Consider the following 26,583-nt stretch of genomic DNA (forward strand, 5'->3'; position numbering starts at 1 on the left):
TCCTTGAGAATGGGGCGGACCTGAGCCCGCCCCTTTTTACTCCGCTCAGTAACCCAATGACAAGCCGGTATTACGCCGTGGATCGTTGGCGCCGTAGAAGCGATTCTTGCCAACCGGTTTGCCTCCCAGCGACGGCGCTCCCACCAGAATTGCAGCAATGTGGTTGGGGTCTTGCGGGCCGGCAAACTTGTGGCCCCAGCTTTCCAGGATCTTTTTCGTATCCGGGCTGGCGGCGAAGTCTTCGAGGTTGGTTTCTTCCGGCATCCATTGCTGGTGGAAGCGCGGCGCGTCGACCGCTTCCTGCAGGCCCATGCCGTAGTCAATGACGTTGAGCATGGTCAGCAAGGTTGCGGTGATGATCCGGCTGCCACCCGGCGTGCCCACCACCATCACCACCTTGCCGTCCTTGGTGACGATGGTCGGACTCATCGACGACAGCGGCGCCTTGCCCGGTGCGATAGCGTTGGCCTCGCCTTGAACGAGCCCATACATGTTCGGCACGCCGACCTTGGAGGTGAAGTCGTCCATTTCGTCGTTGAGGATCACCCCGGTCTTGCTCGCCATGACGCCCGCGCCGAACCAGTCATTGAGGGTGTAAGTCACCGAAACGGCATTGCCCCACTTGTCGACGATCGAATAGTGCGTGGTGTTGCTGCCTTCATGAGGCGCGACGCCGGGCTTGAGTTCAGCCGAGATGCCGGCCTTTTGCGGCTGGATGGCGTTGCGCAGTTTGGTCGCGTAGTTCTTGTCCAGCAGATGCTCGATCGGGTTTTTCACGAAATCCGGATCGCCCAGATAGCTGTTGCGATCGACGTAGGCATGGCGCATGGCTTCGATCTGGTAATGCATGCCCTGAGCCGAATGGAAGCCCAGGTCCTTCATCGGATAGCCTTCGAGAATATTCATGATCTGGCAGATCACCACCCCGCCGGAGCTTGGCGGCGGCGCCGAGACCACGTGATAGCCGCGATAATCGCATTCCACCGGGGCCAGTTCGCGGGTTTTGTATTTGTCGAGGTCAGCCTGGGTAATGATGCCTTTGTTGGCCTGACTGGAGGTAACGATGGCATCGGCGACCCAGCCTTTGTAGAAGCCGTCGGCGCCCTTGTCGGAAATCGTTCGCAGGGTTTTCGCCAGATCCTTCTGCACCAGTTTCTGCCCCACCTGCATCGGTTCGCCGTTGCTGAGGAAGATCGAGCCGGAATCGCGCATGTCCTTCTTGAACACGTCGGTGGCGTACTCCAGCAGTTCGACATCGCCCTGCTGCAGCTCGAAACCGTCTTCGGCCAGTTTGATCGCCGGGGCAATCATGTCCTTGCGCTGCTTGGTGCCGTATTTGCTCAGGGCCAGCTCCATGCCAGACACGGTGCCCGGCACGCCGACCGCCAGGTGACCGCGCGTGCTCAGGTCCGGAACGACATTACCGTCCTTGTCCAGATACATGTTCGCCGTCGCTGCCAGCGGGGCTTTCTCACGAAAATCGAGAAAGGTCTTGCGCCCGTCTGCCAGTTGGATGGTCATGAACCCGCCGCCGCCAAGGTTGCCCGCAGCCGGATAAACCACCGCCAGTGCATAGCCCACGGCCACCGCCGCATCCACGGCATTGCCGCCGTTTTTCAAAACGTCGACACCCACGTGGGTCGCCAGATGTTGCGCGGTGACCACCATGCCGTTTTCCGCCGCAACCGGCGCCACGGATGCCGCGTGAGCCATGAGACAGCTGAGCGCCAGGGAGGTCGCAATGAGCGATCTGGCCAAAGGTTCGTACTTCATGAGTCGATCTCTTTTTTGTTGTTGAGGACTGCGCCAAACGCAGGGCAACGCTTCAGGAGCAACAAGCAGTATGGTCGGCTTTGCGTATTGCGCCTCCCCGTTCAGCCAGTATGCTGGGCCGCATTAATGCCCAGCTCTGGAGTCGCCATCATGTCTTGCACGTTCATCACCCTGCCCTCGCCGGTCGGTGAGTTGAAGCTGGTCGCGAACGGCAGCCGACTCGCCGCCATCCTCTGGGAAAACGACAAACCGAACCGGGTGAGGCTGGGACCGATGAGCGAAGCCCCGGACAATCCGGTCCTCATGAAGACCGCGCGGCAACTCGATGAGTATTTCGCCGGCACGCGGAATCGCTTCGACCTGGAACTGGAATTTGTCGGCAGCGAATTCCAGAAAAAAGTCTGGGCCGCCCTCCTGACCATTCCGTTTGGCGAGACACGCACCTACAGCCAGATAGCGCTGCAAATCGGCCATCCGACGGCGGTCCGAGCGGTCGGCGCCGCCAACGGGCGCAATCCGATTTCCATTGTTGCGCCGTGTCATCGAGTGATCGGTGCTTCGGGAAAGCTGACGGGTTTCGCCGGTGGGCTGGAGGCTAAAGAGCGGTTACTGATGCTCGAAGGTGGCCAATGGTCAACGTTCGGGAAAACAGGCGAGCTGTTCTGACTCAAGCAACGAAGAGGTTATTCATCGCTGCGTACTGCAACAACATGATGGTCTTCGCATCGCAGATCTCGCCGCGCTGAAACGCCGCCAGCGCCTCATCGAATCCCCACTCGAGCACTTCCAGTTCTTCGGTTTCCTCTTGCAGGCCGCCACCCTCGCTGACCTTGGAGGCGGCATCGTATTCAGCGACAAAAAAGTGCAGCTTCTCGGTCACTGAACCGGGGCTCATGTACGCCTCGAATACCTTCTTCACGTCATGCACGCGGTAACCGGTTTCCTCCTCGGCTTCGTCACGAATGCGCTGCTCAGGCGCGGCACCTTCCAGCAACCCCGCAGCCACCTCGATCAGCAATCCATCGTGACCATTGACGAAGACTGGCAAGCGGAACTGTCGGGTCAGCACTACCGTGCGCTTTTCGCGGTTGAACAGCAGAATCGCCGCGCCATTACCGCGGTCGTAGACCTCGCGGGTCTGACGTTGCCATTCGCCATTGTTGCGGTGGTAATCGAAGGTGATTTTCTTCAGCAGATACCAGTCGTGGGACAACACCTGAGTGTCGACGATGTTGACCCGTTCGGCTGTGTTGGACATCGCGTCTGATCCTGTCTTCATGAATGGACGGCCATGGTCGGACAATTGCGCTGACAAAAAAAGCCCGGCAGCGCTACCGGGCTCGTTCAGCCGCCGCTGTTACTGGAAGTCGACGTCGAAGGCCTGATAGAACGCGTTGCCGGTGTTGGCAACGATCCACATCAGCACAATGACGTGGTGGCCCTTCTTGTTCGCCGGCAGTTGCACTTGGTGATCGACCTTCGCCTTCAATTCACCGGCATGGCTGTAATACGGCACCTGCGGGTAGAAATCCTCGAAGAACGGCTGGGTTTCCAGTTGTGCACGAGTGATGCGTTGCTGAGGATCCCAGCTGTCATTGGTGATCAGCCAGCGATAACCCCGAGTGGTGTGCGGCGCTGTGTAGGCCCAAGTGACTTTGAGCATCTGCCCCGGATCGACATTAAGCAGCGGCCAACTGAACGAACGACCGAGCTTCTTGCTCATCTCGTCGCTGGTGTAATTGACGCAATCGCGGGCATCGGTCTTGCCGCCGCTGAGAATGTAACCGTCGGCCGGCGGCGCGACGCTGGCGGAGTCTGTCTCGAAAGGTGACGGAAACGGTCCGGCTTCCATGGCCGGAAAGTTCTTGCCACCTTCCATTTCATTGACTTGCCAGGCGCCGAGCAAGCCGAGGTCGATGGCGACCGCGCCGCGACTCGCTGGCGAGATGACGCGACCGTGTTTCAGTTGGGTTTGTGCAGTTGCCTGATTCATGTTTTTCACTCCGTTGATTTGAGAACTCTCCTTCCCGAGGAGAGGCCTTCAAGCTAACGGAGGTGGATTTTTTGTCCATCGGCGCTTTTGTCGCAGCGCTACCGGAAGGACGAATGAAATCCTGCAAACACTGGATGAATGAACAGTGCTCGACGAAACTTCGTACTCAACGCATAGCTGAACACCTACACGTCAAGTTGACGAAACGGCTGGAGGCCGATCAACGCAGTTGCGCCTGATACTCCTTTTCGTACTGTCCAGCCAGTTGGGTTTTCTGTTTATCGTCGAGCAACTTGCCGGCCATCTGGAAGAACTTATGCTCTTCTTCCTCGAGGTGGTGATGGACCTTGTCCGATAGCTTCTTTGCCGTTGCCAGCCAGGCCGGGCTGGACATCTCGGTCTCGTCGAGCTCTTCCATCATCTCGTCCATTTCATGGTGTTCGGCGATGGCGTGGCGGCTCAGGTCAACGCCTTCGTCAATTTCCATCAACGGGATGTAGAAGTGCCGCTCTTCGGCGGTTTCGTGCGCTTGCAGTTCGGCTTTCAGTTGTTTGTAAGCCTCGACCCGCTCAGGGCTGTCGCCGCTGGTCGCGATCAGAGCTTTGGCATAAGTGCGCTGGCGCTCGTGGCTTTCGCGCAGGGCTTCAAAAATATTCACGGGATGTCCTCATCAATCGCGCTCAGGGAAAGACGCGATAAAAGCCTAGACCGCAGCGCTGGTTTGACGGTTCCGCTTGTTTGATCGGAGGGTTGGAGGCACCTGTGTGGACGCGGTAGGCTGACCGCTCCATTACACAAGGAAGTCATGCATGAACTTGCGTATCGAGTTGACGCAGAACCCTACCGAAGAACAGCGCGCAGCGATTCTTGCGCCCTTGCGCGCGCACAACGTTGCCAAGGCCGGGCCATCCACGTGGGAGCCGATTGCCTTGCTGGTGCGTAACGAAAACGACGAGATCCTCGGCGGCCTGTATGGCCACACGTTCTACCGCTGGTTGTTCATTGAATTGCTGGCGGTCCCGGAGCAAGGTCGTGGTCAGGGTATCGGCACAAAACTGATGCGCATGGCCGAGGACTTTGCCAGGGAGAAAAACTGCGTGGGCATTTGGCTCGACACCTTTTCTTTCCAGGCGCCGGCGTTTTACAGAAAGGTCGGATACAGCGAATGTGGCGAGATTGTCGATTATCCGCTGGGGCACAAGCGGCATTTTTTCCAGAAGCGGCTGATCGATTGACTGTGTCGCTCTTTTGCGCGAGCAGGCTCGCTCCCACACTGGAAAGCATTTCAACTTGTGGGAGCGAGCCTGCTCGCGAAAGCGCCAGCCGCCTCGACACACAGTCAGAGGCAGGTCGCCATCGCCGCCATCCGTCGCATCGCGACAAAATCACTCTGTTGTGCGTAGTAATTCAAAGTCGTACCCGAGGCTTCGGTAAGCACATCGACAAACGACTCTGCCGAACGCGTGTAGACCGTAGTGCCGCCGGACTCGCGCGGCTCCAGATAGGCCGCCGCGTCGACGCCAAACACCGCTTCGTCCTGCCAGGCGAATTGCACGCACCGGGCGACGTCTTTCTCCGGCTTGTCCGAGGTCAGGACCTTGTCCGGGCTCTTGGTGCGAGCCTCGTTCATCACCGAACCGGCACATCCGGCCAACAGGGCCGCCGCCAGCGCTACCATCAGCATTCGCATTGCATTCGCTCATCGAGAAAAAAGCGGACTGTAGCACTGCAAGGCAGCAAATCGTTCTGCTTTACTGTTTTTATGCGCGACACGCGCGAGCAGCTGCGGCACCCTGAGATCTTCAGCCACACAAGGACATTACATGGCGCCTAGCGACCAGCGACATGAACAGGCTCTGAAACTGTTTCTCGATGCGCGACCCGAATTGCGGGAAACCCTCGATCACCTCAACCCGCTGCTGGCTCAGGCCAAGGGCGAAACCCAGGCACAGTATCGCGAAGAACGCCTGCATGAGGCATTCGAGGCCGAGGCGGAAAGCCAGGGATTATTTGCCTGGGAACTGACACTGCAATTGACGGCTGACTCGCCCGAGGACTATCAGGCGCAACGGCTTGAGGTGCATCGGGAGGTTGCGGAGATGGCCGGGATGGACTGGGTCGAGTATTGCGATCTTTACGGCATTACCCCCTAATCGATGTAGGAGCAGCCGAAGGCTGCGATCTTTTGATCTTAATCTTGAAGAGCAGAATCAAAAGATCGCAGCCTTCGGCAGCTACTACAAAGGAATCTGCGTAAAACTGGGGTTTCGCGGCTGCCGCAATAAAGCTTTATCATGGCCGCAGTTTCGCTGATCGAGTCCATCATGAAGTTCGCCATTGCGCTGTTTTCCGCCGCCCATGCGCCCTCCTCGCGCCGTGCCCTGCTGTTTGCCCAGGCCGCGCTGGCTGGCGGACATGAGATTGTCCGGCTGTTTTTCTATCAGGACGGCGTGTTCAACGCCTCCGATGCGGTGGTGACGCCGCAGGATGAACTGGACTTGCCCAAGCAATGGCGCGCCTTTATCAACGAAAAGCAACTCGACGGCGTGGTCTGCATCGCCGCCGCGTTGCGCCGTGGTGTGTTGAACGAAGAAGAAGCCAAACGTTACCAGCGAGAAGCGACTTCAGTGAGCGCGCCGTGGGAACTGTCCGGTCTTGGGCAATTGCACGATGCCGTGCAGGACGCTGACCGCCTGATCTGTTTCGGAGGCGCGTGAACATGGCCAAATCGCTGTTGATCATCAGCCGCCAGTCGCCCTGGTCTGGCCCCGGCGCACGGGAAGCGTTGGATATCGTACTTGCCGGTGGCGCCTTCGATCTGCCGATCGGTTTACTGTTTCTCGATGACGGCGTGCTGCAACTGGCCGCCGGACAGAACGCCAAGGCCTTGCAGCAGAAAGACCTCAGCGCCAATCTGCAGGCGCTGCCGATGTTTGGTGTCGAAGAACTGTTTTATTGCGCGCAAAGCGCCAGTGCTCGCGGCCTCGGCAACGTGTCGCTGGAAGAAGCGCAGCCGCTCGCCGCTGAGCAAATCACCGCCCTTATTGACCGCTACGATCAGGTGATCACCCTCTGATGTCGACTTTGCATGTGTTGTCTCATTCTCCGTTCGGCGACGATCGCCTGAGCAGTTGCCTGCGCCTGCTCGGCAGCGCCGATGCTGTGTTGTTGTCCGGCGATGCGGTGTATGCGCTGCAACCGGGCACTGTGGCGTTTTCTGCTTTGCAAGAGCGAACCATCAAGCTGTTTGTATTGCTTGAGGACGCACAGGCGCGTGCGATCGACATTCCGGACTGGGCCGAGGCCATCGACTACCCGGCCTTCGTCGAACTGTCGATTCATCACGCCAAGGTCAACAGCTGGCTATGAACTCCCTTACCGTCGGCGCCCGCGCCATCGAACTGGACAAGGACGGCTTTCTCGTTGACCTCAACGACTGGTCGGCTGATGTCGCCAGCGCCCTCGCCGCCGCCGAAGACATCGAGTTGACGCCCGAACACTGGGAAGTCCTCGAGCTGCTGCGCAGTTTCTATGCCGAGTTCCAGCTTTCGCCGGCGACGCGACCGCTGATCAAGTACACCGCATTGAAACTCGGCGCCGACAAAGGCAACAGCCTGCACCTGAACCGACTGTTCAAAGGCACCCCTGCCAAACTCGCCGCGAAACTGGCGGGCCTGCCCAAACCGACGAATTGCCTATGAACGACTTTTCTGCATTGACCCTCGAAACGCCTGCCGAGCACCCGTTCGCACAATTCGTGCGCATTCTCGGCAAAGGCAAGCGCGGCGCCCGCGACCTGACGCGCGAGGAAGCCCGCGAGGCCATGGGCATGGTGCTCGACGACAAGGTCGAAGATACGCAACTCGGGGCCTTCCTGATGTTGCTGCGGCACAAGGAAGAAAGCGCCGAGGAAATGGCCGGATTCACCGAAGCCCTGCGCGAACGCTTGCAGGCGCCGGCATTGAATGTCGACCTGGACTGGCCGACCTATGCCGGCAAAAAACGCCATCTGCCGTGGTATCTGCTGGCAGCCAAGTGCCTGGCACTGAACGGCGTGCGCATCTTCATGCACGGCGGCGGCGCACACACGGGCGGGCGCCTGTACAGCGAACAACTACTGGGGGAACTGAACATTCCCCTGTGCCGCACCTGGCATCAAGTCGGCGCGGCGCTGGATAACGGCGGACTGGCTTTCATGCCGCTGATGGACTGGGCGCCGCAATTGCAGAAGATGATCGACCTGCGTAACACCCTGGGCCTGCGTTCGCCGATTCACTCGCTGGCGCGAATCCTCAATCCGCTCGGTGCACGTTGTGGCCTGCAGAGCATTTTCCATCCCGGCTACCAGGCGGTGCATCGCGATGCCAGCGGCTTGCTCGGCGACACGGCAATTGTGGTCAAGGGCGATGGCGGTGAAATCGAGATCAACCCCGATGCCACCAGTCATCTTTACGGCACCAGCGGTGGTCAGAGCTGGGACGAGGAATGGCCACAGCTGTCAGCGCAGCGCCACGTCAAACCCGCCTCGCTGGACATCGAACACCTGAAGGCCGTTTGGCGTGGGGACGTGGTCGACAGTTACCCGCAAATGGCCCTGATTGCGACCATGGCCCTCGCCCTGCGCGGCCTTGGTCAAGATCGCGAGCAAGCCTTCGCCACGGCCGAGCAGTATTGGGCAGCGCGAAATACATCGATCTAACCGATCATTAGCGCCCGATCTTTGCGCTTTTTGTTCGAACTCATCGGAATAGACTCGACTCCAACGAATATTGGTTTTCAGGAGTCTTGATCATGGGTTTACTCGTCGACGGCCACTGGCAGGACAAGTGGTACGAAAGCAGCAAGGACGGCGCATTCCAGCGCGAACAAGCGCAACGCCGCAACTGGGTGACCGCCGATGGTCAGCCAGGCCCCAGCGGTGAAGGCGGTTTTGCTGCCGAAGCCGGGCGCTATCACCTCTACGTTTCGCTCGCCTGCCCATGGGCGCACCGCACGCTGATTCTGCGCAAACTCAAAGGTCTGGAAAGCCTGATCGACGTTTCGGTCGTCAGTTGGCTGATGCTGGAAAACGGCTGGACCTTCGACAAGGCGCTCGGTTCGACCGGCGACAAACTCGATGATTTCGATTTCATGCACCAGCGCTACACCGCTGATACCCCCGACTACACCGGGCGCGTGACGGTGCCAGTGCTGTGGGACAAGCAGCTCAAGCGCATCGTCAGCAATGAATCGGCGGAGATCATCCGCATGTTCAACAGCGCCTTCGACGGGCTCACCGGCAACGATCTGGACTTCTACCCGGCGCCGCTACGCAACGAGATCGACGCCCTGAACGAGCGGATCTATCCGGCGGTGAACAACGGTGTCTATCGTGCCGGGTTCGCCACGTCGCAGCAGGCCTACGAACAGGCATTCGATGAAGTGTTCGCCGAACTCGACCATCTGGAGCAACTGCTAGGTGCCAATCGCTACCTGAGCGGCGAATACCTGACCGAAGCGGATGTGCGCCTGTTCACCACGATGATTCGCTTCGACGCCGTGTACCACGGGCACTTCAAGTGCAACCTGCGGCGGATTGCCTATTACCCGAACCTGTCGAACTGGCTGCGCGAGATGTATCAGTGGCCGGGAATCGCCGAAACCGTGGATTTCCAGCACATCAAGCATCACTACTATGGCAGCCACAAGACGATCAACCCGACCGGTGTGGTGCCGAAAGGTCCGAAGCAGGACTTCACCGGACCGCATGATCGGTCGCGCTTGAGCGGCAACGGCGTCTGGCGTCGAGGTTGATCGTCGACGAGCTTCTGTGGCGCGTGCTGCACTTGCACGCGGCCACAGGCGTTCGTACTGCCATCAGGATTCAGAGAGCCTTTTGAAACCGCCGAAGATCATCCGTTGGCCATCAAAACCCATCGGATTGACGTCGGGCCGCATGCGCGGGTCTTCCATCATTTTCGCCATACCTGCATCGCGGGTGGCCTTGTCTGGCCAGATCAGCCAACCGGACGAGACGGTTTCACCCTCCCTGAGTTTGACCGCTAGCGGGAACGACGTGAGCTTGCCCTCCGGTACGTCGTCACCCCAGCACTGGACGACATCCACGGCGCCATATTCCTTGAACAGCCTGGCGGCGATCTCACAGTGTTTTTTGTATTGCGCATGATTGGCGTCAGGCACCGGCGCCACGAAGATATCGATGTAAGCCATGTTCATTCTCCTTTCAGGTTGGGTTCGATCTGCTGACTGGTCGATTGCGGCGGGCGCCATTCGACGTGATTGTTTCCCAGCCCGACGGACGGCTCTGCGCCAGCGCTCAAATTGCCCTCGACCTGCCCGGCGATGTGCAACGTGCCCGCCATCACTCCTGTGGTCGGATTCTGCAGCAACTTCTGCCAGGCTTTGTCGAAGGTATTGCCGAGGCTGCTGCGGATCAGTGCTTCGCTGTCCGGACGGTCGTTGGCCTGGATGATTGCGCGGATGCCGGCCACACCGACGGAAATCATCGCCCCGGCCAGTTTCCCGGCGGCCGCCGCCACCGCACTGGCGGCGCCGCGTGGGGCCATTTCCGCTTCGATGCGCTGGCTGGCGCGCTTGGCCACCGGCGCCATCGCCGCGTCGGTGGAGGAAATGCCCTTGGCGCCGCCGTCCGTGTGGATCTTGTCGATCAGCGCGGCGTACGCCGGCAGGGTGTTCAGCGGCTCGGTGCTGATGACTTTGAACAATGAAGCATCCCGTGCCGGCGGTGGGCCGAGGGCAATGGCCGGGATCTGCTGCAAGCGTCCGTTGAGCTGTGCGATCGGCACGCCATGGCGCTGGGCGATGAGCGGCATCTGCTGCGCCATCAATTGCGCGTAGAACGCCGTGGACTGAGCCAGGATCGCGTCCGGATCAATCTCCACTGCCACCGGCGCAAGGACTTTTTCCTGATATTGCTCAAGTAGATACGCCGCCAGGCGTTTCGCCGAAGCGTCCTGCTCGCCGCCAGCACTGATCGTGTACCAGCTGACCTTCATCGACAGCCATTCCTGAGTCCAATAGCTGCTGAACCAAGGGATGAAATTTTCTTCAGTTTGCTGATAGATCCGCGTGCGCCAATGTTCCATCGAGCCACGAGCGAACAGCTTGACCTGCTCGGTGGCCTGCTGCGAGGCGCTGATGATTTCGCGGTCGATCTGCTGCCAGGTTTGCGCCGACACCACCACCGCCTGTGGCGCACTGACCGGTGCCCGGGCCGAGGTGGCGCAGCCAGCCAGCAGAAACAGTGCGGCGACGACCAGCGCGCGCGGGTTCACGGTGGTGGTGTCCTTTGGCTTGGGGAAGTGCAGCTTTGAGTATAGGCATGTGACTGCTTGGCTGATAACCAATGTGGGAGCGGGCTTGCTCGCGAAAGCGGTGCATCAGTCACCACATGTATCAACTGACACACCGCTTTCGCGAGAAAGCCCGCTCCCACAGGGGATCCTGTTCATCATCACTGTCGTCGATATCCACCATCGCCACGATTGCCTTCCGCCCACCCTTCATGAACGGCACGATTGGCACATCCGACACACAACGAGGCGTTCACATCATGACCCACACTCAAGTCACCCTCTCCGTGAGTTTCCCGGTGTTCGGCAGCAACTACTACCAACAGCACGTCGTGCCGCGCAAGGCGCAGACGCTGGTGTTCAACGAAGATTTCGACGATGTGCTGATGCCCGCCGCCAGCAACCACTTCAGCAATGAAGTGGTCGGCATCAACGATCAGTTCCGTTTTCTGAGCGACATCCTCGCCACCCATTTGCTCGATCACGAGGCCTCGGTGCCTGCGCGATCCCGCGTCCAGGCGAACGCTCGTTTTTTCAATTGAAGGCTGATGCACAGAGGGCGTTCCTTTAACGGGAACGCCCTCTTCATTCAATCAGTCGTCATCGCGATCACGGTAATAACGACGGCCATCGCGGCGGTCGTCATCGCGGTCATCCCAGCGTCGGTCGTGATCGTAATTGCGGCCATGGTCGCGGTCGTAATGCCGGCCGTGCCGGTGGTCATCATCAAAATCCGCAATACAGCCGCTGAGCAATACGGCGGCAGTCACAGTGAGCAGCATGGTTGTCGCTTGCTTCATTCAACACTTCCCTAAACGCAAGGTCTTGACGACGGAAATCGCCACGCTGCCCGCGTCTTCAGGACGCCGTGCGCGCAGCCGCAGATACGACCGGGCAAAAGCGCGTTGATTCACTGGCCACTATGGACCGTTTGTCGGCTCGTTCGTCGCAGCCGAACAGCGGCGTAACGCCACCTATACTGCTTGCAACCTACCCCCATGCAATGGATCTGCACCCTCAATAACAACAAGCAGAGGTGGACCATGGTCTGGCAGCAAATCTATGACCCGTTCGGCAATCCGGTGCTTTCCACGCTGATGGCTGCGGTGCCGGTGGTGGTAATGCTCGCGGCGCTGGCGTTCTTTCACGTCAAGGCGCATCTGGCGGCGTTGCTGGCGCTGGCGTCCGCCCTGCTGATCTCGATTTTCGCCTTCGACATGCCAGCGGGCATGGCCGGTTCGGCGGCGTTGTTCGGCGCGGCGAACGGCTTGCTGCCGATCGGCTGGATCGTCCTCAACATCATCTTTCTGCATCGCCTGACCACCGAGAACGGTTCGTTCAAAGTGCTGCAGGATTCCCTCGCGCGCATTACCGATGACCGGCGTTTGCAGCTGCTGCTGATCGCCTTCTGCTTTGGTGCGTTCTTCGAAGGCGCGGCGGGGTTCGGTACGCCAGTAGCGGTGACCGGCGCGATCCTGATCGGCCTGGGTTTTTCGCCGCTGGCCGCATCGGGCCTGGCGCTGATCGCCAACACCGCACCCGTGGCTTTCGGCGCCCTGGGCACGCCGATCATCACCCTGGCCAAAGTCACCGGGCTGGACGAAATGGAACTGTCGATGATGGTCGGCCGGCAGCTGCCGTTTTTCTCGGTGCTGGTGCCGTTCTGGTTGATCTGGGCGTTTGCCGGGTGGCGCAAGATGCTCGAGGTGTGGCCGGCGATTCTGGTGGCCGGGGTGAGTTTCGCCATTCCACAATTCCTCGTCTCGAACTATCACGGGCCGATGCTGGTGGACGTGATCGCCGCGCTGATTTCCATGGCCTGTCTGACGCTGTTCCTCAAGGTGTGGAAACCGGCAACCATCCACACTTCGGCGGCGCTGTCCGGTCGCGTCGACAACTCCAGAGTCGAGGAAGAAAAAGTCACCGCCAGCGCCGCGTTCAGCGATCAGGCGCGCCCGGCAGTGATGCGCGCGTGGATGCCGTGGATCATTCTCACGGTGTTCGTGTTTGCCTGGGGCACGCAGGGCTTCAAGAACATGTTCGATACGCGCCCGGTGATCGACCCGGTCACGCAATCGGCCAAGCTCGACCCGCAAGGCAAACCGGTACGCGAGGCCAATCCGATCTTCGCCCCGGCGGTAACCTTCACCAGCCTGCATCTGCAGATCGAGAAGGTGCCGCCGGTAGTCGCGGCGCCGAAAGCCGAGGAAGCGATTTACAAGTTCACCTGGCTCACCGCGACCGGCAGCGGAATCTTGTTGGCAGCGATTGTCGGCGGTTTGCTGATGGGTTATTCGATCCCGCAGCTGATCAAGCAATACCTGCGCACGTTGTGGGTGGTGCGGTTTTCGTTGATCACCATTGCGGCGATGCTCGCGCTGGGCTTCCTCACGCGCTATTCGGGGCTCGATGCGACCATGGGCCTGGCGTTCGCGGCGACGGGGATTTTCTACCCCATGTTTGGCACCCTGCTCGGCTGGCTGGGGGTGGCGCTGACCGGCTCGGACACCGCTTCGAACGTGCTGTTTGGCGGCCTGCAACGAGTGACCTCGGAACAGCTGGGTATCAGTCCGGTGCTGATGGCGGCGGCGAACAGTTCCGGTGGCGTGATGGGCAAGATGGTCGATGCGCAGTCGATCGTCGTCGCCTCCACCGCGACCCGCTGGTACGGGCATGAGGGCGAGATCCTGCGTTACGTGTTCTTCCACTCGATCGTACTGGCGATCCTGGTCGGCGGGCTGGTGACGTTGCAGGCGTATGTCGCACCGTTTACCTCGATGGTGGTGGGGCAGTAACTGAAAGAACACCTCTCTACTGTAGGAGCGAGCCTGCTCGCGATAGCGGTCTGTCAGTTGGACAGCTTCAAGCTTCAAGCGGCAAGCTTAAGGCGACCGCGTTCGCTTGAAGCTTGTAGCTTGCAACTTGAAGCTGCTTGGATAGACCGCTATCGCGAGCAGGCTCACTCCTACACAGTTTTGGGTGATCTGCAGATTGATGAGCTCAGCACATAACTCTTTAGCGCAAATCCGACAAAACCTTTTCCCTCCCGCTGCGGTCACTCCTTTTACGAGACTGGCATGCATGCCGGCGCGCCCGTTTGGGCCTTTTGCAATCCTGCCGCCCGATGAGAGACAAGGAATCGAACCATGCCGATTTCCCGACGCAATTTCATGATCCTCGGCGCCGTAACCGCGACGGCGTTCGCCATGCCCCCCTTTATCAGCCTCAAGGCCTACGCGGCCAGTCTGGAGCAACCGGCCATGAGTCAAGTAACCCTGCAAGTCAACGGCAAACCACAAACCCTCGAAGTCGACACCCGCACCACCCTGCTCGACGCCCTGCGCGAACACCTGCACCTGACCGGCACCAAAAAAGGCTGCGACCACGGCCAGTGCGGCGCCTGCACGGTGATCGCCGATGGTCGGCGGATCAACTCCTGCCTGACCCTGGCGGTGATGCACGAGGGCAGTGAGGTGACCACCATCGAAGGCCTCGGCATGCCGGACAAGCTGCACCCGATGCAGGCCGCGTTCATCAAGCACGACGGCTATCAGTGCGGCTACTGCACGCCGGGGCAGATCTGCTCGGCGGTCGCTGTGCTCAAGGAAATCCGCGACGGCATTCCCAGCCACGTCAGCCCGAGCCTGACCGAGCCGCCGAAGCTGATCGCCGCCGAACTGCAGGAGCGCATGAGCGGCAACATCTGCCGCTGTGGCGCTTACTCGAACATCATCGAAGCCATCACTGAAGTCGCGGAGGTGCCGGCATGAGAGCCTTCAATTACAGCCGCGCCGACTCGCCGGCGGCAGCCGCTTCCCAGGCTGCGCAAGTCGAGGGTGCCAAGTTCATCGCCGGCGGCACCAACCTGCTCGACCTGATGAAACTCGACATCGAAACCCCGGTGCACCTGATCGACATCAACCACCTCGGCCTGGACCAGATCGAAGCCACGCCCGAAGGGGGATTACGCATCGGCGCGCTGGTGCGCAACACCGATCTGGCCGCCGACGCGCGGGTGCGCAAGGACTACGCCCTGCTCTCCCGCGCCTTGCTCGCCGGGGCTTCCGGGCAGCTGCGCAACATGGCGACCACCGCTGGCAACCTGCTGCAACGCACCCGTTGCCCCTACTTTTACGACACCCACCAGGCCTGCAACAAACGCAACCCCGGCAGCGGTTGCGCGGCGATCGGCGGCGTCACCCGGCAGCTGGGGATCATCGGCGTCAGCAACGCTTGCATCGCCACCCACCCGAGCGACATGGCCATCGCCATGCGCGCGCTGGATGCGCAGATCGAAACAGTAAAGCCTGACGGCAGCACCCGCAGCATCCCAATGGCCGATTTCCATCAGTTGCCAGGCAACACGCCGCACATCGAAACCAGCCTGACGCCCGGCGAGTTCATCACCGCCGTGACCCTGCCCGCACCGGTCGGCGGTACGCACATTTATCACAAGGTTCGCGATCGCTCGTCTTATGCGTTTGCTCTGGTCTCGGTCGGTTTGATCCTGCAAAAGGACGGCACCGGCCGCGTCGCCGTGGGCGGCATTGCGCCGAAACCGTGGCGGGTCGAAGCCGCTGAAGCGCTGCTGCCCAAGGGTGCCAAAGCGGTCAGCGAACGCCTGCTTGAAGGCGCGACGCCCACCGAGGACAACCAATTCAAACTGACACTGGTCGAGCGCACGCTGGCTTCGGTGTTGGCGCAAGCGAGGGAAACCGCATGAAATTCGACACGCCCGCCACCACCAATCCCATCGACCGCCTGAAGGTCGTCGGCCAGCCCACCGCGCGCATTGAAGGCCCGTTGAAAACCAGCGGCCAGGCCACTTACGCCTATGAACAACATGAAGCGGCAGCCAATCAGGCCTACGGTTTCATGGTCGATTCGGCAATCGCCAAAGGGCGGATCAAAGCCATTCATCTCGACGAAGCCAAAGCCGCGCCCGGCGTACTCGCCATCGTCACTGCCGAGAATGCCGGCAAGCTCGATAAAGGTGATTACAACGCCGCGCATCTGCTCGCCGGTCCAGAAGTGCAGCATTACCAACAAGCCGTTGCACTGGTGGTTGCCGAGACCTTCGAACAGGCCCGCGCCGCTGCGCAATTGGTCAAGGTCGATTACGAAACCATTGAGGGCAAGTTTGATCTGGCCAGCGTCAAAGACCTCGGCGTCGAGCCGAAAGACGAGCTGCCGGACGTCAATCACGGTGACTTCGACAACGCTTTCGCCGCTGCACCGGTGCAGTTCGATCAGACCTACACCACGCCGGACCAGTCCCACGCGATGATGGAACCGCACGCCACATTGGCCGCATGGAAAGGCGATCAACTGACCGTTTGGACCTCGAACCAGATGGTCGCCTGGAGTGTCGGTGACATTGCGAAAACCCTCGGCCTGCCGAAGGAAAAAGTCCGTTTGGTCTCGCCGTACATCGGCGGTGGCTTCGGCGGCAAACTGTTCATCCGCGCCGACGTGATCCTCGCCGCTCTCGGCGCGCGCATGGCTGGACGGCCAGTGAAAGTCGCCCTCGCCCGCCCGCAGATGGCCAACAACACCACCCATCGCCCGGCGACGATTCAGCGCATCCGCATGGGCGCCACGGCCGATGGCAAGCTGACCGCCATCGCCCACGAAGGCTGGTCTGGCAACCTTGCCGACGGCAAGGTCGAACTCGCCGCGCAACCCAGTCAATTGCTGTACGCCGCCGAAAACCGCCGCGTCAGCATGCGCCTGGCCCCGCTTGACCTGCCCGAAGGCAACTCCATGCGCGCACCGGGTGAAGCGCCGGGGCTGATGGTGCTGGAAATCGCCATGGACGAAATGGCCGAACAGCTGAAGATGGACCCGGTGCTGTTCCGCATTGTCAACGACACTCAAGTCGATCCGGTGAAAACCGAGCGGCCGTTTTCTCAGCGTCAACTGGTGAAATGCCTGCGGATCGGCGCCGAGAAATTCGGTTGGGACCAGCGCAAGGCGCAGCCGGGCACACGGCGTGAGGGCCGCTGGCTGATCGGCATGGGCGTGGCGGCGGCGTTTCGCAACAACCTGCTGGTCAAGTCCGGCGCCCGCGTACGCCTGGAGCGCGACGGCAAGGTGGTTGTCGAAACGGACATGACCGACATCGGTACCGGCAGCTACACGATCATCGCGCAGACCGCTGCCGAGATGATGGGCGTCGGCCTCAAGGATGTCGTGGTGCGTCTGGGCGATTCGGACTTCCCTGTTTCGTCCGGTTCCGGAGGCCAATTCGGCGGCAACTGTTCGACCGCCGGTGTCTACGCCGCCTGCGTGAAACTGCGCGAAGCGGTGGCGGACAAGCTCGGGCTGGCGGCGGATCAGGCTGAGTTTGTCGATGGCCAGGTCCGCGTCGGCAGCAAGACCCTGCCGCTGCGCAATGCGGCTGAAGGCGGCGCGCTGGTCGGCGAGGACAGCATCGAATTCGGCGATCTGGCCGAGAAGTATCAACAGTCGACGTTCGGCGCGCATTTCGCCGAAGTCGCCGTCGATGCCGCCACTGGCGAAGTCCGCGTGCGGCGCATGCTCGCGGTGTGCGCGGCGGGGCGAATTCTCAACCCGACGTCGGCGCGCAGTCAGGTGATCGGCGCAATGACCATGGGTGTCGGCGCGGCATTGATGGAAGAGCTGGCGGTGGACAAGCGCCTGGGCTTTTTCGTCAACCATGACCTGGCCGGGTACGAGGTGCCGGTGCACGCCGACATTCCGCATCAGGAAGTGATCTTCCTCGAAGAAACCGACCCGATTTCTTCGCCGATGAAGGCCAAGGGCGTAGGTGAATTGGGGATTTGCGGCGTGAGTGCAGCGGTGGCGAACGCGATCTACAACGCCACCGGCGCGAGGGTGCGGGAGTATCCGATTACGCTGGACAAGATTCTGGATTCGTTGCCGGAGATGATCTGAAGAAACGTCGACGTTAAAACACCCCTGTAGGAACTGCCGCAGGCTGTGATCTTCTGATCTCCAAAGCAAGATCAAAAGATCGCAGCCTCGTTGCACTCGACAGCGCCTACAGGGTGTTTTGCTTAACGCGGGTATTGCTCATCGCTGACCTGCTCCATCCAGTCCACCACCTTGCCATCCAGCACTTCGGCAATCGCGATATGACTCATCGCCGTTGTCGGCGCCGCTCCGTGCCAATGCTTGGCGCCCGGGGCAATCCACACGGTATCGCCCGGGCGAATTTCACGAACCGCCTGGCCCCATTCCTGTACGAACCCAGCCCCCGAAGTCACGATCAACGTCTGCCCCAACGGATGGGTATGCCATGCCGTCCTCGCACCCGGCTCGAACGTCACGGTCGCGCCGCTGACCCGCGCATCGTCGGTACCTTTGAACGGCGCATCCACGCGCACCGTGCCGGTAAACCAGTCAGCCGGCCCTTTGGCCGATGGTTGCGAGCCATTTGGCGTGACGGTGACGCGTGGGTTTTCAGTGGCTTGTACCTCACCGGCCAGCAGCGAGAGCGTCAGTGCAGATGCAGCGATCGGGTTCATGGCGGTTCCTCCGGATAAATAATGCACCCACTCTAGCGAATCGCACTCATTGGATAATCGACTAGAATCCGAAAAAACTTATGCAGGACGATCATCAATGCTTCGCGAAAACGCCACCGACCTGCTCGCCTTTCTCGCCGTTGCCCGTGAGCGCAGTTTCACCAAGGCTGCGGCGAAACTCGGCGTGTCGCAATCGGCGCTCAGCCACACCATTCGCAGCCTCGAGGCGCGACTCGGCCTACGCCTGCTGACCCGCACCACGCGCAGCGTGTCGCCGACCGAGGCCGGCGAACACCTGCTGCAAACCATCGGCCCGCGCTTCGAAGAAATCGAGGTGGAACTGGCCGCGCTCAGCGACCTGCGCGAGACCCCGGCGGGGAAGATCCGCATCAGCGCCACCGACCACTCGCTGAACTGGATCCTGCGTCCGGTGTTGCAGACATTCCTGCCGCAGTACCCGGACGTCGCCGTCGAGGTCTGCTGCGATTACGGCTTCGTCGACATCGCCGGCCAGGGCTTCGATGCCGGCGTGCGCCTGGGCGAAGACGTCGCGCAGGGGATGATCGCCACACGCATCGGTCCCGACATGCGCATGGCCGTGGTCGGCTCGCCCGCCTACTTCGCCCGATGCGCTGCGCCGCAGACCCCGCGCGACCTGACCGACCACGCCTGCAACAACCTGCGCCTGCCAACCAATGGCGGACTGTACGCTTGGGAATTCGAAAAGGAGGGCGAAAGCCTGAAAGTTCGCGTCTCCGGCCAGGTCACCCTGAATGGCGTGTACCCGTTGCTCGACGCCGCGCTGGATGGTTTCGGGCTGAGCTACATCCCGGAAAATGTCGTTGCGCCATTTCTGGCCGACGGCCGCCTGATACAGGTGCTTGGGGACTGGTGCCCGGCATTCTCCGGTTATCACCTGTACTACCCGAGCCGACGCCAGGCAGCGCCGGCATTTGCGTTGTTGCTGGAGGCGTTGCGCTATCGCGGTTGACCCGGCTCAGCCGAGCAACGCAATCAACTGATGCCGCTGCGCATCGGTCAACGCTGGCCCGAAACCAGCCTTGACGTTGTCAGCCATGTAGCGCGGATTGCTGGTTCCCGGAATCACACAGGTCACCGCCGGGTGCGCCAGCAGAAATTTCAGTGCCAGTTGCGCCCAGCTGCTGACCTGCACGTCCGAAACCCATGCCGGCAGCGGCTTGCCCTTGAGCCGGGCGAGCAAATCACCGCCGCCAAACGGCCGATTACAAATCACCGCGACCCCACGCTCGCGGCACAGCGGCAGGATGCGTTTCTCGACCGCACGATCATCCAGAGCGTAGTTGATTTGCAGAAAATCCAGCTTCTCGGCTTTCAGCACGGCCTCGACATCGTCATAGGCCGACGAGGTGTAATGGGTGATGCCGATGTAGCGAATCCGCCCCTGCTCCTGCCATTCGCGCAGGGTCGGCAAGTGGGTTTGCCAGTCGAGCAGGTTGTGAATCTGCATCAGGTCGATGCGCTCGGTTTGCAGCAGTCTGAACGACTGCTCCATCTGCGCGATGCCCTCCTCGCGCCCGCGCGTCCACACCTTGGTGGCTAGAAACGCCGGCGAGCGCGGTTCGTGGATCGACAGCAGTTCACCAGTGGTTTGCTCGGCGCGGCCGTACATGGGTGAGCTGTCGATCAGCGTGCCGCCCTTCCTGAACAGCTCATCGAGCACGGCGGGCAATTGCCTGTACACCGGATCACCGGGCGCGACGTCAAAACCGCGATACGTGCCCAATCCGACCACGGGCAGTGCTTCGGCGGAGCTGGAAGGGATGACGCGGGTCTGCATGGTCTGGTCTCCTGCCATATGCGGCGCAGTGAAGGTTGGTGGCACGCCGCTGGCCAACGCCCGATCAATGGTAAACAGCGCCGCAGCCTCGGCAGCCAGCGTGAGCAGGCGGCGACGGGAATAACCCTCAGTGTGGCGCATGCGGCTCCTCCTGCTGCGCGGATCTGTTGCATCGTGTGTGCGCCGGCTGTCAGGCGCAGTCGCTGAACTGCACTGCCACAGCCAACCTTTCTCCCCGTTAAAAGTAGCCGAATGTCCCGAACCCTGATGTCACTCGTCGTTTTCATCGTTGCCGTGTACCTGCTGGTGTGCGCCGCGCTTTTCTTGTTTCAGCGTTCGCTGATCTGGTTCCCCCAGCCTGCCGCCGTGGTTACAGCGCACTCGCGAATGAAACTGTCGATGCCGGACGCCGAGGTCTGGGTGACAACTCGAGAGCGCAGCGGATCGCGCGCGCTGATCTATTTCGGCGGCAATGCCGAGGACGTCTCGCGCAATATGCCGGAATTCGCCGAGGCGTTCCCTGACTATGCGCTGTATTTCCCGCACTACCGGGGCTTTGGCGGCAGCACCGGCTCGCCATCGGAAGCGGCGATTGCCGAAGATGCGCTGGCGTTGTTCGATCAGGTCTATGCCAGCCATCCGCAAATTGCAGTCATCGGGCGCAGTCTCGGCTCGGGCGTGGCGGTGCGCCTGGCCAGCCAGCGACCGGTGCAGAATCTGATTCTGGTAACGCCGTTCAACAGCCTTGCGGAAATCGCCGAACGGCAATACCCGTGGGTGCCGGTGAACTGGTTGCTCAAGGACCGATTCGAATCGGGCAAGTATGCGGCGCATATCCGCGTGCCGACGTTACTGCTTGCGGCCAGTGATGACGAAGTGATTGGTCGCAGCAGCACGCAGCGGCTGCTCGAGAATTTTCCCGCGGGGGTGGCGACGCTGAAGGTGGTGCCGGAATCGGGGCATAACTCGATTTCCGAGCGAGGGGAGTATTTGTGGTGGATGGGGGATGTGTTGAATCGCTGAAGGATGCGGCGATCAAGCAGACGCCTTCGCGAGAAGGCTCGCTCCCACATGAGATTTTTTGTGTGGCCCGGATTTGAGTACAACCAAAAACCCTGTGGGAGTGGGCTTGCTCACGAAAGCGGCGGGTCAGGTGATTTAGCTGTGTCTGACACACTGCCTTCGCGAGCAAGCTCGCTCCCACATGAGATTTGTGGGGTTGCCGAGCTTTTGTGTACAACCAAAAACCCTGTGGGAGTGGGCTTGCTCACGAAAGCGGCGGGTCAGGTGATTTAGCTGTGTCTGACACACTGCCTTCGCGAGCAGGCTCGCTCCCACATCGGATTTGTGGAGTTGTCGGGCATTTGAGTACACCCGCAAACCCTGTGGGAGTGGGCTTGCTCACGAAGGCGGTGGGTCAGGTAATTTAGCTGTGTCTGACACACTGCCTTCGCGAGCAGGCTCGCTCCCACATCGGATTTGTGGAGTTGTCGGGCATTTGAGTACACCCGCAAACCCTGTGGGAGTGGGCTTGCTCACGAAGGCGGTGGGTCAGGTAATTTAGCTGTGTCTGACACACTGCCTTCGCGAGCAGGCTCGCTCCCACATGGGATTTGTGGGGTTGTCGGGCTTTTGTGTACAACCAAAAACTCCGTGGGAGTGGGCTTGCTCACGAAAGCGGTGGGTCAGGCAAATTATCTGTGTCTGACACATCGCCATTGCGAGCAAGCTCGCTCCCACATGAGCTAACGCTAGAGGCTAAGGCTGACTGCGGCTTCGGGCATTTTCATCGCCAGAGGTGGCCGGGCGCGGCATGACGTGTTGATGGCCGGTCGGGTCGTTGAGCTGCACGGCATTGCCCTTCTGCCACGCATCCGCTCCTGGTGCGACAGGCGCCGGTTTGATCTCGGAACGGGCCTTTTTCTTCTCGGCACTGTCAATGCCCAGCCGCTGATCGCGCTGCCGGACCATTTGTGCATCCGCTTGACCATCAGCGGTGAAGCCCATCATCAACTGCGGCACGCCCAGCGGGAGTTGCTTGTCCTGGTCGGTGTGCCAGGTGTGCCAGGTCTTGCCGTAGGTATTGGCGAGTTTTTCCATCAAGCGCGTTTCTGCCACTTGCGGGATGCCCGGCGCGACCAGTTGGCCAGAACTGACTTCGTGAGCGTGGCTGTGCCACAGGGCTCTTTCTTTCGCTGGCAATTGCGTGAACAGGCGCTGACTGATGATGTATTCGACGCCCATCAGCTTGGCTTCAGCAGTGTTGCCGTCGTAGATCACGCACTGGAAGACTTCCTCGTTCAGCGCCGAGCAGTAGTGGTGCGCTTCCATCTGCGCGCCGGGATGGCCGTTGTAAAAATGAAAGCCATCAAGGTACATGTTCAACGCGCGGATCGGCGGTTTGTCCTGCAACCACTGCGCGCCGACTTCGAGCATCTCAGTGTCGGAGGCCTTGGCCTGGCCGGGCGTCTGCACCGGCGAATCGGTATTGCTCATCGCGCAACCGGTCAACGCGGCGACCATCAAACCAACGGGAACCCAACGTCCCTGCGAGGTTGTCGTACGCATGTTTCACTCCTCGAACTTTCAGTGACGGGCGCATGCTGGCCCTGTTCTGCAACTGAAAGCAGGAGAACGGCAGAGTTCGAAAAAGCTGCGCGCGGATCAGACTGGAGAGATCGTCGCCAGCACGCCAATCAGAATGGTCAAGGTCAGGAAACCGCCGAGGAAAATCGCCATCTTGTACATGTTGCGCTCCTTGATGCTGAGTGTGCGGTGCACCGGACGCTGCGGGATGAGGTCGGAGGGTGATTGGCCGCACTGCCGGGGCATTCTGAGCCTGTCGCTGTACTGGATACAGAGGCAGATGAAACAGAAAAATACGGATCAGATACATATCTGATCCGCTTCGCGCATGAACCGGTATTCAGCCTCAAGCTTGAGGATCCGCTTTCTGCCCGGTTGATCTACAGTCATTGCCGACCGACAACAATAAAAACCGGAGTGACCATGCCCGACCTCGTTTTGCAGCCCAACGTCGCCGCGTCCCTTGAGCGCTGGCACGAGATGATCCGCAGCGGCAACCTCAAAGCCCTGCCTGAATTGCTCGATCCGCAAGCTGTGTTCCGCTCGCCCATGGCCCATACGCCCTACCCCGGCGCGCCAGTGGTGGCGATGATCCTCAATACCGTGTTCGAAGTTTTCGAAGATTTCGCCTATCACCGCGAGTTGTCGACAGCGGATGGCCTGAATGTGATCCTCGAATTCAGCGCCAGGGTCGGCAGCAAAGAACTCAAGGGCATCGACATGATTCGCTTTGATGAGCACGGCAAGATTGTCGAGTTTGAAGTGATGGTACGACCGCTGAGCGGGTTGCAGGCACTGGGCGAAGAAATGGGTCGGCGCCTGGGGGCCTACCTTGCTTCTGCAAAAGCCTGAATCCACCCCGAATAAAAAAACCCACTGACCGTCGCCGGTTCAGTGGGTTTTGTGTGTCAGGGTTCTAATTACAGAGCCATGTCACGTGCAGCATTTTCCTTCGGTGCTACGGCTTTTTCAGCCGCAGGTGCCGCCGGAGCAGCTACCTGACCGATCACCGGAGGCGTCGGCAGTTCGAGGATCTTCGCGGTGTAAGCCCACTCGGCAGCCACTTTGGCCGGATCGCTGTTCAGCTGGGTGCCGTAGCTTGGCACGATCTGGTGCAGCTTGGTCTGCCACTCAGGGGATGCGACTTTGTCTTTGAAGACTTTCTGCAGCACGCTCAGCATGATCGGTGCAGCGGTCGACGCGCCTGGCGAGGCGCCCAGCAGGCCGGCGATCGAGCCGTCTTGCGAAGCAACGATCTCGGTGCCCAGTTTCAGCACGCCGCCAGCGGCTTCATCACGCTTGATGATTTGCACGCGCTGGCCGGCTTGCCACAGGCGCCAGTCTTCGGCTTTGGCGTTCGGGAAGTATTCCTTCAGCGCGTTCAGACGGTCTTCATCCGACAGCATCAACTGACCGGCAAGGTACTCGACCAGCGGGTATTCCTTGATGCCGACCTTGGTCATTGGCCAGATGTTGTGGGTGGTGGTGCTGGTCAGCAGGTCGAAGTACGAACCTTCCTTGAGGAACTTGGTGCTGAAGGTCGCGAACGGGCCAAACAGAATGACGCGCTTGCCATCCAGAACACGGGTGTCCAGGTGCGGAACGGACATCGGTGGCGCGCCAACCGAAGCTTTACCGTAGGCCTTGGCCAGGTGCTGCTCGGCAATCGTCGGGTTCTCGGTCACCAGGAACGAGCCACCAACCGGGAAGCCTGCGTATTCCTTGGCTTCAGGAATGCCCGACTTCTGCAGCAGGTGCAGGGCACCGCCGCCAGCGCCGATGAACACGAACTTGGCGTCGGTTTCGGTCTTGGTACCGTCTTTGAGGTTTTTGTAGCTGACACGCCAAGTGCCATCGGCGTTCTTGGTGATGTCTTCGACTTCGCTCGACAATTTCAGATCGAAGTTAGGCTTGGTCTGCAGGTGAGCGGCGAACTGGCGGGTGATTTCGCCGAAGTTCATGTCCGTACCCAGCGGGCTCCAGGTGGCCGCGATTTTCTGGTTCGGGTCGCGCCCTTCCATCATCAGCGGTACCCACTTCTTGATCACTGCCGGATCTTCGGAGTACTGCATGCCGGCGAACAACGGGCTCGCCTGCAACGCTTCGTAGCGCTTTTTCAGGAACTTGATGTTGTCATCGCCCCACACGAAGCTCATGTGCGGAGTGGTATTGATGAACGAGCGAGGATTCTTCAGCACGCCCTGCTGAACCTGCCAGGCCCAGAACTGACGGGAGACCTGGAACGCTTCGTTGATCTCGACGGCTTTCGGGATCGTCACGTTGCCTTTGTCGTCTTCCGGGGTGTAGTTCAGCTCGGCGAGGGCGGAGTGACCGGTACCGGCGTTGTTCCAGCCGTTGGAGCTTTCCAGGGCGACGCCATCGAGGCGCTCGACCATTTCCATCGACCAGCTCGGTTCCAGCTCATTGATCCACACACCCAAGGTGGTGCTCATGATGCCGCCGCCGATCAGCAGGACGTCAACTTTCTTGGCTTCGGCAGCATTGGCAGACGACATCCCCATCGCCAAAGCCAGACCGAGCAAGGCTGTGTTCACTTTCTTAAACATCTGTTGCACCTATGATAAAACGCCTTCCGCCCGTCGTTGTTATCAGTCTGCGTTGCGCTTTGCTGACGCTCAGGCTGGCGTCGCGCAATCGGCACACTTCAATATTGACGGGTGGGCACACAAGGCCGACATGTGGCATCGACCTCAGTTAATGTCCCTTCTGAACTGACTTCTTATCATTATTGGCTTCAGCTGCTTGAGCGACAGGGATCCCGTCGGCCCGCCCGAAAGGCCGGCCAACCGAATTAGGTCAAAGCAAATTGGCGCGGAGAATATCACGTCAGGGCGAACTCGGGCGTCTGTTCCCGACTTGAAAGTCTTTTTCCGCTCAGGGACTTATCGGCCATCGCCGAGCAAACATGACTGCGATCAGGCATTGGTCTGCAAAGTTTTTTGCGCGATGCGCATCGCAACTTGATAAATCAGTGCCAAACGCGCGTTGTTCATGCAGAAAATAACCTGCTAAGTTGTACGATGACTGACGAACTACACGCCAGTCATCACGATCTCAATAACAACAAGGAAACAACATGACCAAGTCCCGCCTTCTCATCGGCCTGTTTTGCGCCTTCAGTGCCTGCGCCATCGCCGCCCCTGCCCCAGCGGAAAAAGAAGTGGCCCAAGCGGTTGATCACCTGACCCAAGCGATGCTGCACAAAGACATCCCCGAACTGAACGCTCTAACCGCGCCGAACCTGACCTACGGCCACTCCAGCGGCAAGATCCAGGACAAGCAGGAGTTCATCGCCGATATCGAAACCGGCCGCAGCGCATTCAAGACTTTGGAGATGCAGAAGCAGACCATCACGATGTCCGGCGATACCGCATTGGTGCGCCACCACTTCTCTGCGCAGGCATTGAAGGGGACCGAGGTGATTCCGACCGAGATCGAGAATTTTCAGATCTGGCAGAAACAGGGTGGGAAATGGTTGTTGGTCGGGCGACAGGCGTTCAGGTTCTGATTGAGGGCACATTGGCCTGATTCAGTGTTGCCCGAGCTGGCCTCATCGCGGGCAAGCCC

30 protein-coding genes are annotated in these 26,583 nt (G+C 60.2%); 18 read left to right on the top strand and 12 right to left on the bottom strand.

The annotated features are described in order from the left end of the window. Positions 1–45 precede the first annotated feature (45 nt). On the bottom strand, positions 46–1,773 hold the full coding sequence (gene ggt / locus ACMYUN_RS03765) for a gamma-glutamyltransferase (protein ID WP_415762928.1): 1,728 nt from the start codon (positions 1,771–1,773) through the stop codon (positions 46–48). Between the two features lie 150 nt (positions 1,774–1,923). Here ggt and ACMYUN_RS03770 point away from each other — a divergent pair, with 150 nt between their 5' ends. Then, positions 1,924–2,439: a methylated-DNA--[protein]-cysteine S-methyltransferase gene (locus tag ACMYUN_RS03770; RefSeq protein ID WP_310408928.1), complete on the top strand. Its 516-nt coding sequence runs from the start codon at positions 1,924–1,926 to the stop codon at positions 2,437–2,439. A 1-nt stretch (position 2,440) separates the two neighbouring features. On the opposite strand, the gene ACMYUN_RS03775 is transcribed toward ACMYUN_RS03770, so the two are convergent. The 3 genes from ACMYUN_RS03775 to ACMYUN_RS03785 form a co-directional block, all read right to left on the bottom strand. Next, complete coding sequence (locus ACMYUN_RS03775; RefSeq protein WP_415762929.1) at positions 2,441–3,031, bottom strand: NUDIX domain-containing protein; 591 nt, start codon at positions 3,029–3,031, stop codon at positions 2,441–2,443. Positions 3,032–3,130: 99 nt separating this feature from the next. Next, on the bottom strand, positions 3,131–3,766 hold the full coding sequence (locus ACMYUN_RS03780) for a lytic polysaccharide monooxygenase auxiliary activity family 9 protein (RefSeq protein ID WP_039762388.1): 636 nt from the start codon (positions 3,764–3,766) through the stop codon (positions 3,131–3,133). 220 nt (positions 3,767–3,986) lie between these two features. After that, positions 3,987–4,424, bottom strand: a complete 438-nt coding sequence (locus tag ACMYUN_RS03785) for a hemerythrin domain-containing protein (RefSeq protein ID WP_039762387.1) — start codon at positions 4,422–4,424, stop codon at positions 3,987–3,989. Between the two features lie 151 nt (positions 4,425–4,575). On the opposite strand from ACMYUN_RS03785, the gene ACMYUN_RS03790 reads away from it, so the two are divergent. Continuing rightward, the gene (locus tag ACMYUN_RS03790; protein ID WP_039762386.1) at positions 4,576–5,001 is read left to right on the top strand and encodes a GNAT family N-acetyltransferase; all 426 of its coding nucleotides are present in this window, start codon (positions 4,576–4,578) and stop codon (positions 4,999–5,001) included. A gap of 104 nt (positions 5,002–5,105) precedes the next feature. On the opposite strand, the gene ACMYUN_RS03795 is transcribed toward ACMYUN_RS03790, so the two are convergent. Continuing rightward, complete coding sequence (locus ACMYUN_RS03795; RefSeq protein WP_039762384.1) at positions 5,106–5,456, bottom strand: hypothetical protein; 351 nt, start codon at positions 5,454–5,456, stop codon at positions 5,106–5,108. A 133-nt stretch (positions 5,457–5,589) separates the two neighbouring features. Here ACMYUN_RS03795 and ACMYUN_RS03800 point away from each other — a divergent pair, with 133 nt between their 5' ends. The 7 genes from ACMYUN_RS03800 (at position 5,590) to ACMYUN_RS03830 (ending at position 9,559) form a co-directional block, all read left to right on the top strand. Beyond that, the gene (locus ACMYUN_RS03800; RefSeq protein WP_130000162.1) at positions 5,590–5,919 is read left to right on the top strand and encodes a DUF6388 family protein; all 330 of its coding nucleotides are present in this window, start codon (positions 5,590–5,592) and stop codon (positions 5,917–5,919) included. Between the two features lie 171 nt (positions 5,920–6,090). Then, complete coding sequence (tusD, locus tag ACMYUN_RS03805) at positions 6,091–6,483, top strand: sulfurtransferase complex subunit TusD (RefSeq protein WP_039762396.1); 393 nt, start codon at positions 6,091–6,093, stop codon at positions 6,481–6,483. Between the two features lie 2 nt (positions 6,484–6,485). After that, positions 6,486–6,842 carry a sulfurtransferase complex subunit TusC gene (tusC, locus tag ACMYUN_RS03810; protein ID WP_039762381.1) on the top strand — a complete coding sequence of 119 codons (357 nt, stop codon included), beginning with the start codon at positions 6,486–6,488 and terminating at the stop codon, positions 6,840–6,842. Then, a complete protein-coding gene (gene tusB / locus ACMYUN_RS03815) occupies positions 6,842–7,135 on the top strand; it encodes a sulfurtransferase complex subunit TusB (protein WP_415762932.1) in 294 nt (97 codons plus the stop codon). Before tusC ends, tusB begins: the two co-directional genes overlap by 1 nt. Continuing rightward, positions 7,132–7,467, top strand: coding sequence for a TusE/DsrC/DsvC family sulfur relay protein (locus ACMYUN_RS03820; RefSeq protein ID WP_039762378.1), 336 nt, complete (start codon positions 7,132–7,134; stop codon positions 7,465–7,467). The genes tusB and ACMYUN_RS03820 overlap by 4 nt, the downstream gene beginning before the upstream one ends. Beyond that, the gene (locus ACMYUN_RS03825; RefSeq protein ID WP_415762933.1) at positions 7,464–8,465 is read left to right on the top strand and encodes a glycosyl transferase family protein; all 1,002 of its coding nucleotides are present in this window, start codon (positions 7,464–7,466) and stop codon (positions 8,463–8,465) included. Before ACMYUN_RS03820 ends, ACMYUN_RS03825 begins: the two co-directional genes overlap by 4 nt. A 92-nt stretch (positions 8,466–8,557) precedes the next feature. Then, positions 8,558–9,559, top strand: coding sequence for a glutathione S-transferase family protein (locus tag ACMYUN_RS03830; RefSeq protein WP_415762935.1), 1,002 nt, complete (start codon positions 8,558–8,560; stop codon positions 9,557–9,559). A 63-nt stretch (positions 9,560–9,622) separates the two neighbouring features. On the opposite strand, the gene ACMYUN_RS03835 is transcribed toward ACMYUN_RS03830, so the two are convergent. Beyond that, the gene (locus ACMYUN_RS03835) at positions 9,623–9,976 is read right to left on the bottom strand and encodes a DUF1428 domain-containing protein (RefSeq protein ID WP_415762936.1); all 354 of its coding nucleotides are present in this window, start codon (positions 9,974–9,976) and stop codon (positions 9,623–9,625) included. Positions 9,977–9,978: 2 nt separating this feature from the next. Next, entirely contained in the window at positions 9,979–11,061 is a 1,083-nt protein-coding gene (locus tag ACMYUN_RS03840; RefSeq protein ID WP_415762938.1) for a hypothetical protein, read from the bottom strand. 278 nt (positions 11,062–11,339) lie between these two features. Here ACMYUN_RS03840 and ACMYUN_RS03845 point away from each other — a divergent pair, with 278 nt between their 5' ends. Continuing rightward, positions 11,340–11,621: a hypothetical protein gene (locus ACMYUN_RS03845; protein WP_415762940.1), complete on the top strand. Its 282-nt coding sequence runs from the start codon at positions 11,340–11,342 to the stop codon at positions 11,619–11,621. A gap of 51 nt (positions 11,622–11,672) precedes the next feature. Here ACMYUN_RS03845 and ACMYUN_RS03850 read toward each other — a convergent pair whose 3' ends face one another. Next, positions 11,673–11,879 carry a hypothetical protein gene (locus ACMYUN_RS03850; protein WP_130000157.1) on the bottom strand — a complete coding sequence of 69 codons (207 nt, stop codon included), beginning with the start codon at positions 11,877–11,879 and terminating at the stop codon, positions 11,673–11,675. 243 nt (positions 11,880–12,122) lie between these two features. On the opposite strand from ACMYUN_RS03850, the gene ACMYUN_RS03855 reads away from it, so the two are divergent. The 4 genes from ACMYUN_RS03855 to paoC all read left to right on the top strand — a co-directional run bounded on the left by ACMYUN_RS03855 (position 12,123) and on the right by paoC (position 17,997). Next, positions 12,123–13,874, top strand: a complete 1,752-nt coding sequence (locus tag ACMYUN_RS03855) for an L-lactate permease (protein WP_130000156.1) — start codon at positions 12,123–12,125, stop codon at positions 13,872–13,874. Between the two features lie 351 nt (positions 13,875–14,225). Next, entirely contained in the window at positions 14,226–14,849 is a 624-nt protein-coding gene (paoA, locus tag ACMYUN_RS03860; protein ID WP_039762367.1) for an aldehyde dehydrogenase iron-sulfur subunit PaoA, read from the top strand. Then, entirely contained in the window at positions 14,846–15,802 is a 957-nt protein-coding gene (locus ACMYUN_RS03865; protein ID WP_130000155.1) for an FAD binding domain-containing protein, read from the top strand. Before paoA ends, ACMYUN_RS03865 begins: the two co-directional genes overlap by 4 nt. Next, positions 15,799–17,997 (top strand): aldehyde oxidoreductase molybdenum-binding subunit PaoC, encoded by a 2,199-nt coding sequence (gene paoC, locus ACMYUN_RS03870; protein WP_415762943.1) that lies wholly within the window; start codon positions 15,799–15,801, stop codon positions 17,995–17,997. Before ACMYUN_RS03865 ends, paoC begins: the two co-directional genes overlap by 4 nt. Before the next feature lie 122 nt (positions 17,998–18,119). Here the strand turns inward: paoC and ACMYUN_RS03875 are convergent, their stop codons facing one another. Next, a complete protein-coding gene (locus tag ACMYUN_RS03875) occupies positions 18,120–18,590 on the bottom strand; it encodes a cupin domain-containing protein (RefSeq protein WP_415762945.1) in 471 nt (156 codons plus the stop codon). A 97-nt stretch (positions 18,591–18,687) separates the two neighbouring features. Here ACMYUN_RS03875 and ACMYUN_RS03880 point away from each other — a divergent pair, with 97 nt between their 5' ends. Beyond that, positions 18,688–19,581 carry a LysR family transcriptional regulator gene (locus tag ACMYUN_RS03880; RefSeq protein WP_415762946.1) on the top strand — a complete coding sequence of 298 codons (894 nt, stop codon included), beginning with the start codon at positions 18,688–18,690 and terminating at the stop codon, positions 19,579–19,581. Between the two features lie 6 nt (positions 19,582–19,587). On the opposite strand, the gene ACMYUN_RS03885 is transcribed toward ACMYUN_RS03880, so the two are convergent. Continuing rightward, positions 19,588–20,550, bottom strand: a complete 963-nt coding sequence (locus tag ACMYUN_RS03885; protein WP_310408898.1) for an aldo/keto reductase — start codon at positions 20,548–20,550, stop codon at positions 19,588–19,590. A 111-nt stretch (positions 20,551–20,661) separates the two neighbouring features. On the opposite strand from ACMYUN_RS03885, the gene ACMYUN_RS03890 reads away from it, so the two are divergent. Then, positions 20,662–21,432, top strand: coding sequence for an alpha/beta hydrolase (locus ACMYUN_RS03890; RefSeq protein ID WP_415762948.1), 771 nt, complete (start codon positions 20,662–20,664; stop codon positions 21,430–21,432). Positions 21,433–22,167: 735 nt separating this feature from the next. Here the strand turns inward: ACMYUN_RS03890 and ACMYUN_RS03895 are convergent. Next, positions 22,168–22,977 (bottom strand): OBAP family protein, encoded by an 810-nt coding sequence (locus ACMYUN_RS03895; protein WP_415762949.1) that lies wholly within the window; start codon positions 22,975–22,977, stop codon positions 22,168–22,170. A gap of 441 nt (positions 22,978–23,418) precedes the next feature. Here ACMYUN_RS03895 and ACMYUN_RS03900 point away from each other — a divergent pair, with 441 nt between their 5' ends. After that, positions 23,419–23,847: a nuclear transport factor 2 family protein gene (locus tag ACMYUN_RS03900; protein ID WP_415763954.1), complete on the top strand. Its 429-nt coding sequence runs from the start codon at positions 23,419–23,421 to the stop codon at positions 23,845–23,847. A 68-nt stretch (positions 23,848–23,915) separates the two neighbouring features. Here ACMYUN_RS03900 and mqo read toward each other — a convergent pair whose 3' ends face one another. Beyond that, complete coding sequence (gene mqo, locus ACMYUN_RS03905) at positions 23,916–25,562, bottom strand: malate dehydrogenase (quinone) (RefSeq protein WP_130000149.1); 1,647 nt, start codon at positions 25,560–25,562, stop codon at positions 23,916–23,918. A 530-nt stretch (positions 25,563–26,092) separates the two neighbouring features. On the opposite strand from mqo, the gene ACMYUN_RS03910 reads away from it, so the two are divergent. Next, positions 26,093–26,524 carry a nuclear transport factor 2 family protein gene (locus ACMYUN_RS03910; RefSeq protein ID WP_415762952.1) on the top strand — a complete coding sequence of 144 codons (432 nt, stop codon included), beginning with the start codon at positions 26,093–26,095 and terminating at the stop codon, positions 26,522–26,524. Positions 26,525–26,583: the final 59 nt, after the last annotated feature.

Source organism: Pseudomonas sp. CP4 (assembly GCF_047758505.1).
Classification (GTDB): Bacteria; Pseudomonadota; Gammaproteobacteria; order Pseudomonadales; family Pseudomonadaceae; genus Aquipseudomonas; species Aquipseudomonas fluorescens_AO.

What these genes read in the sequence shown, in the direction of transcription:
- ACMYUN_RS03770 (WP_310408928.1), top strand. Translation starts at nt 1,924, where the DNA reads ATGTCTTGCACGTTCATCACCCTGCCCTCGCCGGTCGGTGAGTTGAAG.
- paoC (WP_415762943.1), top strand. Translation starts at nt 15,799, where the DNA reads ATGAAATTCGACACGCCCGCCACCACCAATCCCATCGACCGCCTGAAG.
- ACMYUN_RS03825 (WP_415762933.1), top strand. Translation starts at nt 7,464, where the DNA reads ATGAACGACTTTTCTGCATTGACCCTCGAAACGCCTGCCGAGCACCCG.
- ACMYUN_RS03885 (WP_310408898.1), bottom strand. Translation starts at nt 20,550, where the DNA reads ATGCGCCACACTGAGGGTTATTCCCGTCGCCGCCTGCTCACGCTGGCT.
- ACMYUN_RS03795 (WP_039762384.1), bottom strand. Translation starts at nt 5,456, where the DNA reads ATGCGAATGCTGATGGTAGCGCTGGCGGCGGCCCTGTTGGCCGGATGT.
- tusD (WP_039762396.1), top strand. Translation starts at nt 6,091, where the DNA reads ATGAAGTTCGCCATTGCGCTGTTTTCCGCCGCCCATGCGCCCTCCTCG.
- ACMYUN_RS03830 (WP_415762935.1), top strand. Translation starts at nt 8,558, where the DNA reads ATGGGTTTACTCGTCGACGGCCACTGGCAGGACAAGTGGTACGAAAGC.
- paoA (WP_039762367.1), top strand. Translation starts at nt 14,226, where the DNA reads ATGCCGATTTCCCGACGCAATTTCATGATCCTCGGCGCCGTAACCGCG.
- ACMYUN_RS03835 (WP_415762936.1), bottom strand. Translation starts at nt 9,976, where the DNA reads ATGGCTTACATCGATATCTTCGTGGCGCCGGTGCCTGACGCCAATCAT.
- ACMYUN_RS03820 (WP_039762378.1), top strand. Translation starts at nt 7,132, where the DNA reads ATGAACTCCCTTACCGTCGGCGCCCGCGCCATCGAACTGGACAAGGAC.
- ACMYUN_RS03780 (WP_039762388.1), bottom strand. Translation starts at nt 3,766, where the DNA reads ATGAATCAGGCAACTGCACAAACCCAACTGAAACACGGTCGCGTCATC.
- ACMYUN_RS03875 (WP_415762945.1), bottom strand. Translation starts at nt 18,590, where the DNA reads ATGAACCCGATCGCTGCATCTGCACTGACGCTCTCGCTGCTGGCCGGT.
- ACMYUN_RS03890 (WP_415762948.1), top strand. Translation starts at nt 20,662, where the DNA reads ATGTCCCGAACCCTGATGTCACTCGTCGTTTTCATCGTTGCCGTGTAC.
- ACMYUN_RS03865 (WP_130000155.1), top strand. Translation starts at nt 14,846, where the DNA reads ATGAGAGCCTTCAATTACAGCCGCGCCGACTCGCCGGCGGCAGCCGCT.
- ggt (WP_415762928.1), bottom strand. Translation starts at nt 1,773, where the DNA reads ATGAAGTACGAACCTTTGGCCAGATCGCTCATTGCGACCTCCCTGGCG.
- ACMYUN_RS03880 (WP_415762946.1), top strand. Translation starts at nt 18,688, where the DNA reads ATGCTTCGCGAAAACGCCACCGACCTGCTCGCCTTTCTCGCCGTTGCC.
- ACMYUN_RS03790 (WP_039762386.1), top strand. Translation starts at nt 4,576, where the DNA reads ATGAACTTGCGTATCGAGTTGACGCAGAACCCTACCGAAGAACAGCGC.
- ACMYUN_RS03895 (WP_415762949.1), bottom strand. Translation starts at nt 22,977, where the DNA reads ATGCGTACGACAACCTCGCAGGGACGTTGGGTTCCCGTTGGTTTGATG.
- ACMYUN_RS03800 (WP_130000162.1), top strand. Translation starts at nt 5,590, where the DNA reads ATGGCGCCTAGCGACCAGCGACATGAACAGGCTCTGAAACTGTTTCTC.
- ACMYUN_RS03775 (WP_415762929.1), bottom strand. Translation starts at nt 3,031, where the DNA reads ATGTCCAACACAGCCGAACGGGTCAACATCGTCGACACTCAGGTGTTG.
- tusB (WP_415762932.1), top strand. Translation starts at nt 6,842, where the DNA reads ATGTCGACTTTGCATGTGTTGTCTCATTCTCCGTTCGGCGACGATCGC.
- ACMYUN_RS03900 (WP_415763954.1), top strand. Translation starts at nt 23,419, where the DNA reads ATGCCCGACCTCGTTTTGCAGCCCAACGTCGCCGCGTCCCTTGAGCGC.
- ACMYUN_RS03855 (WP_130000156.1), top strand. Translation starts at nt 12,123, where the DNA reads ATGGTCTGGCAGCAAATCTATGACCCGTTCGGCAATCCGGTGCTTTCC.
- mqo (WP_130000149.1), bottom strand. Translation starts at nt 25,562, where the DNA reads ATGTTTAAGAAAGTGAACACAGCCTTGCTCGGTCTGGCTTTGGCGATG.
- ACMYUN_RS03850 (WP_130000157.1), bottom strand. Translation starts at nt 11,879, where the DNA reads ATGAAGCAAGCGACAACCATGCTGCTCACTGTGACTGCCGCCGTATTG.
- ACMYUN_RS03910 (WP_415762952.1), top strand. Translation starts at nt 26,093, where the DNA reads ATGACCAAGTCCCGCCTTCTCATCGGCCTGTTTTGCGCCTTCAGTGCC.
- tusC (WP_039762381.1), top strand. Translation starts at nt 6,486, where the DNA reads ATGGCCAAATCGCTGTTGATCATCAGCCGCCAGTCGCCCTGGTCTGGC.
- ACMYUN_RS03845 (WP_415762940.1), top strand. Translation starts at nt 11,340, where the DNA reads ATGACCCACACTCAAGTCACCCTCTCCGTGAGTTTCCCGGTGTTCGGC.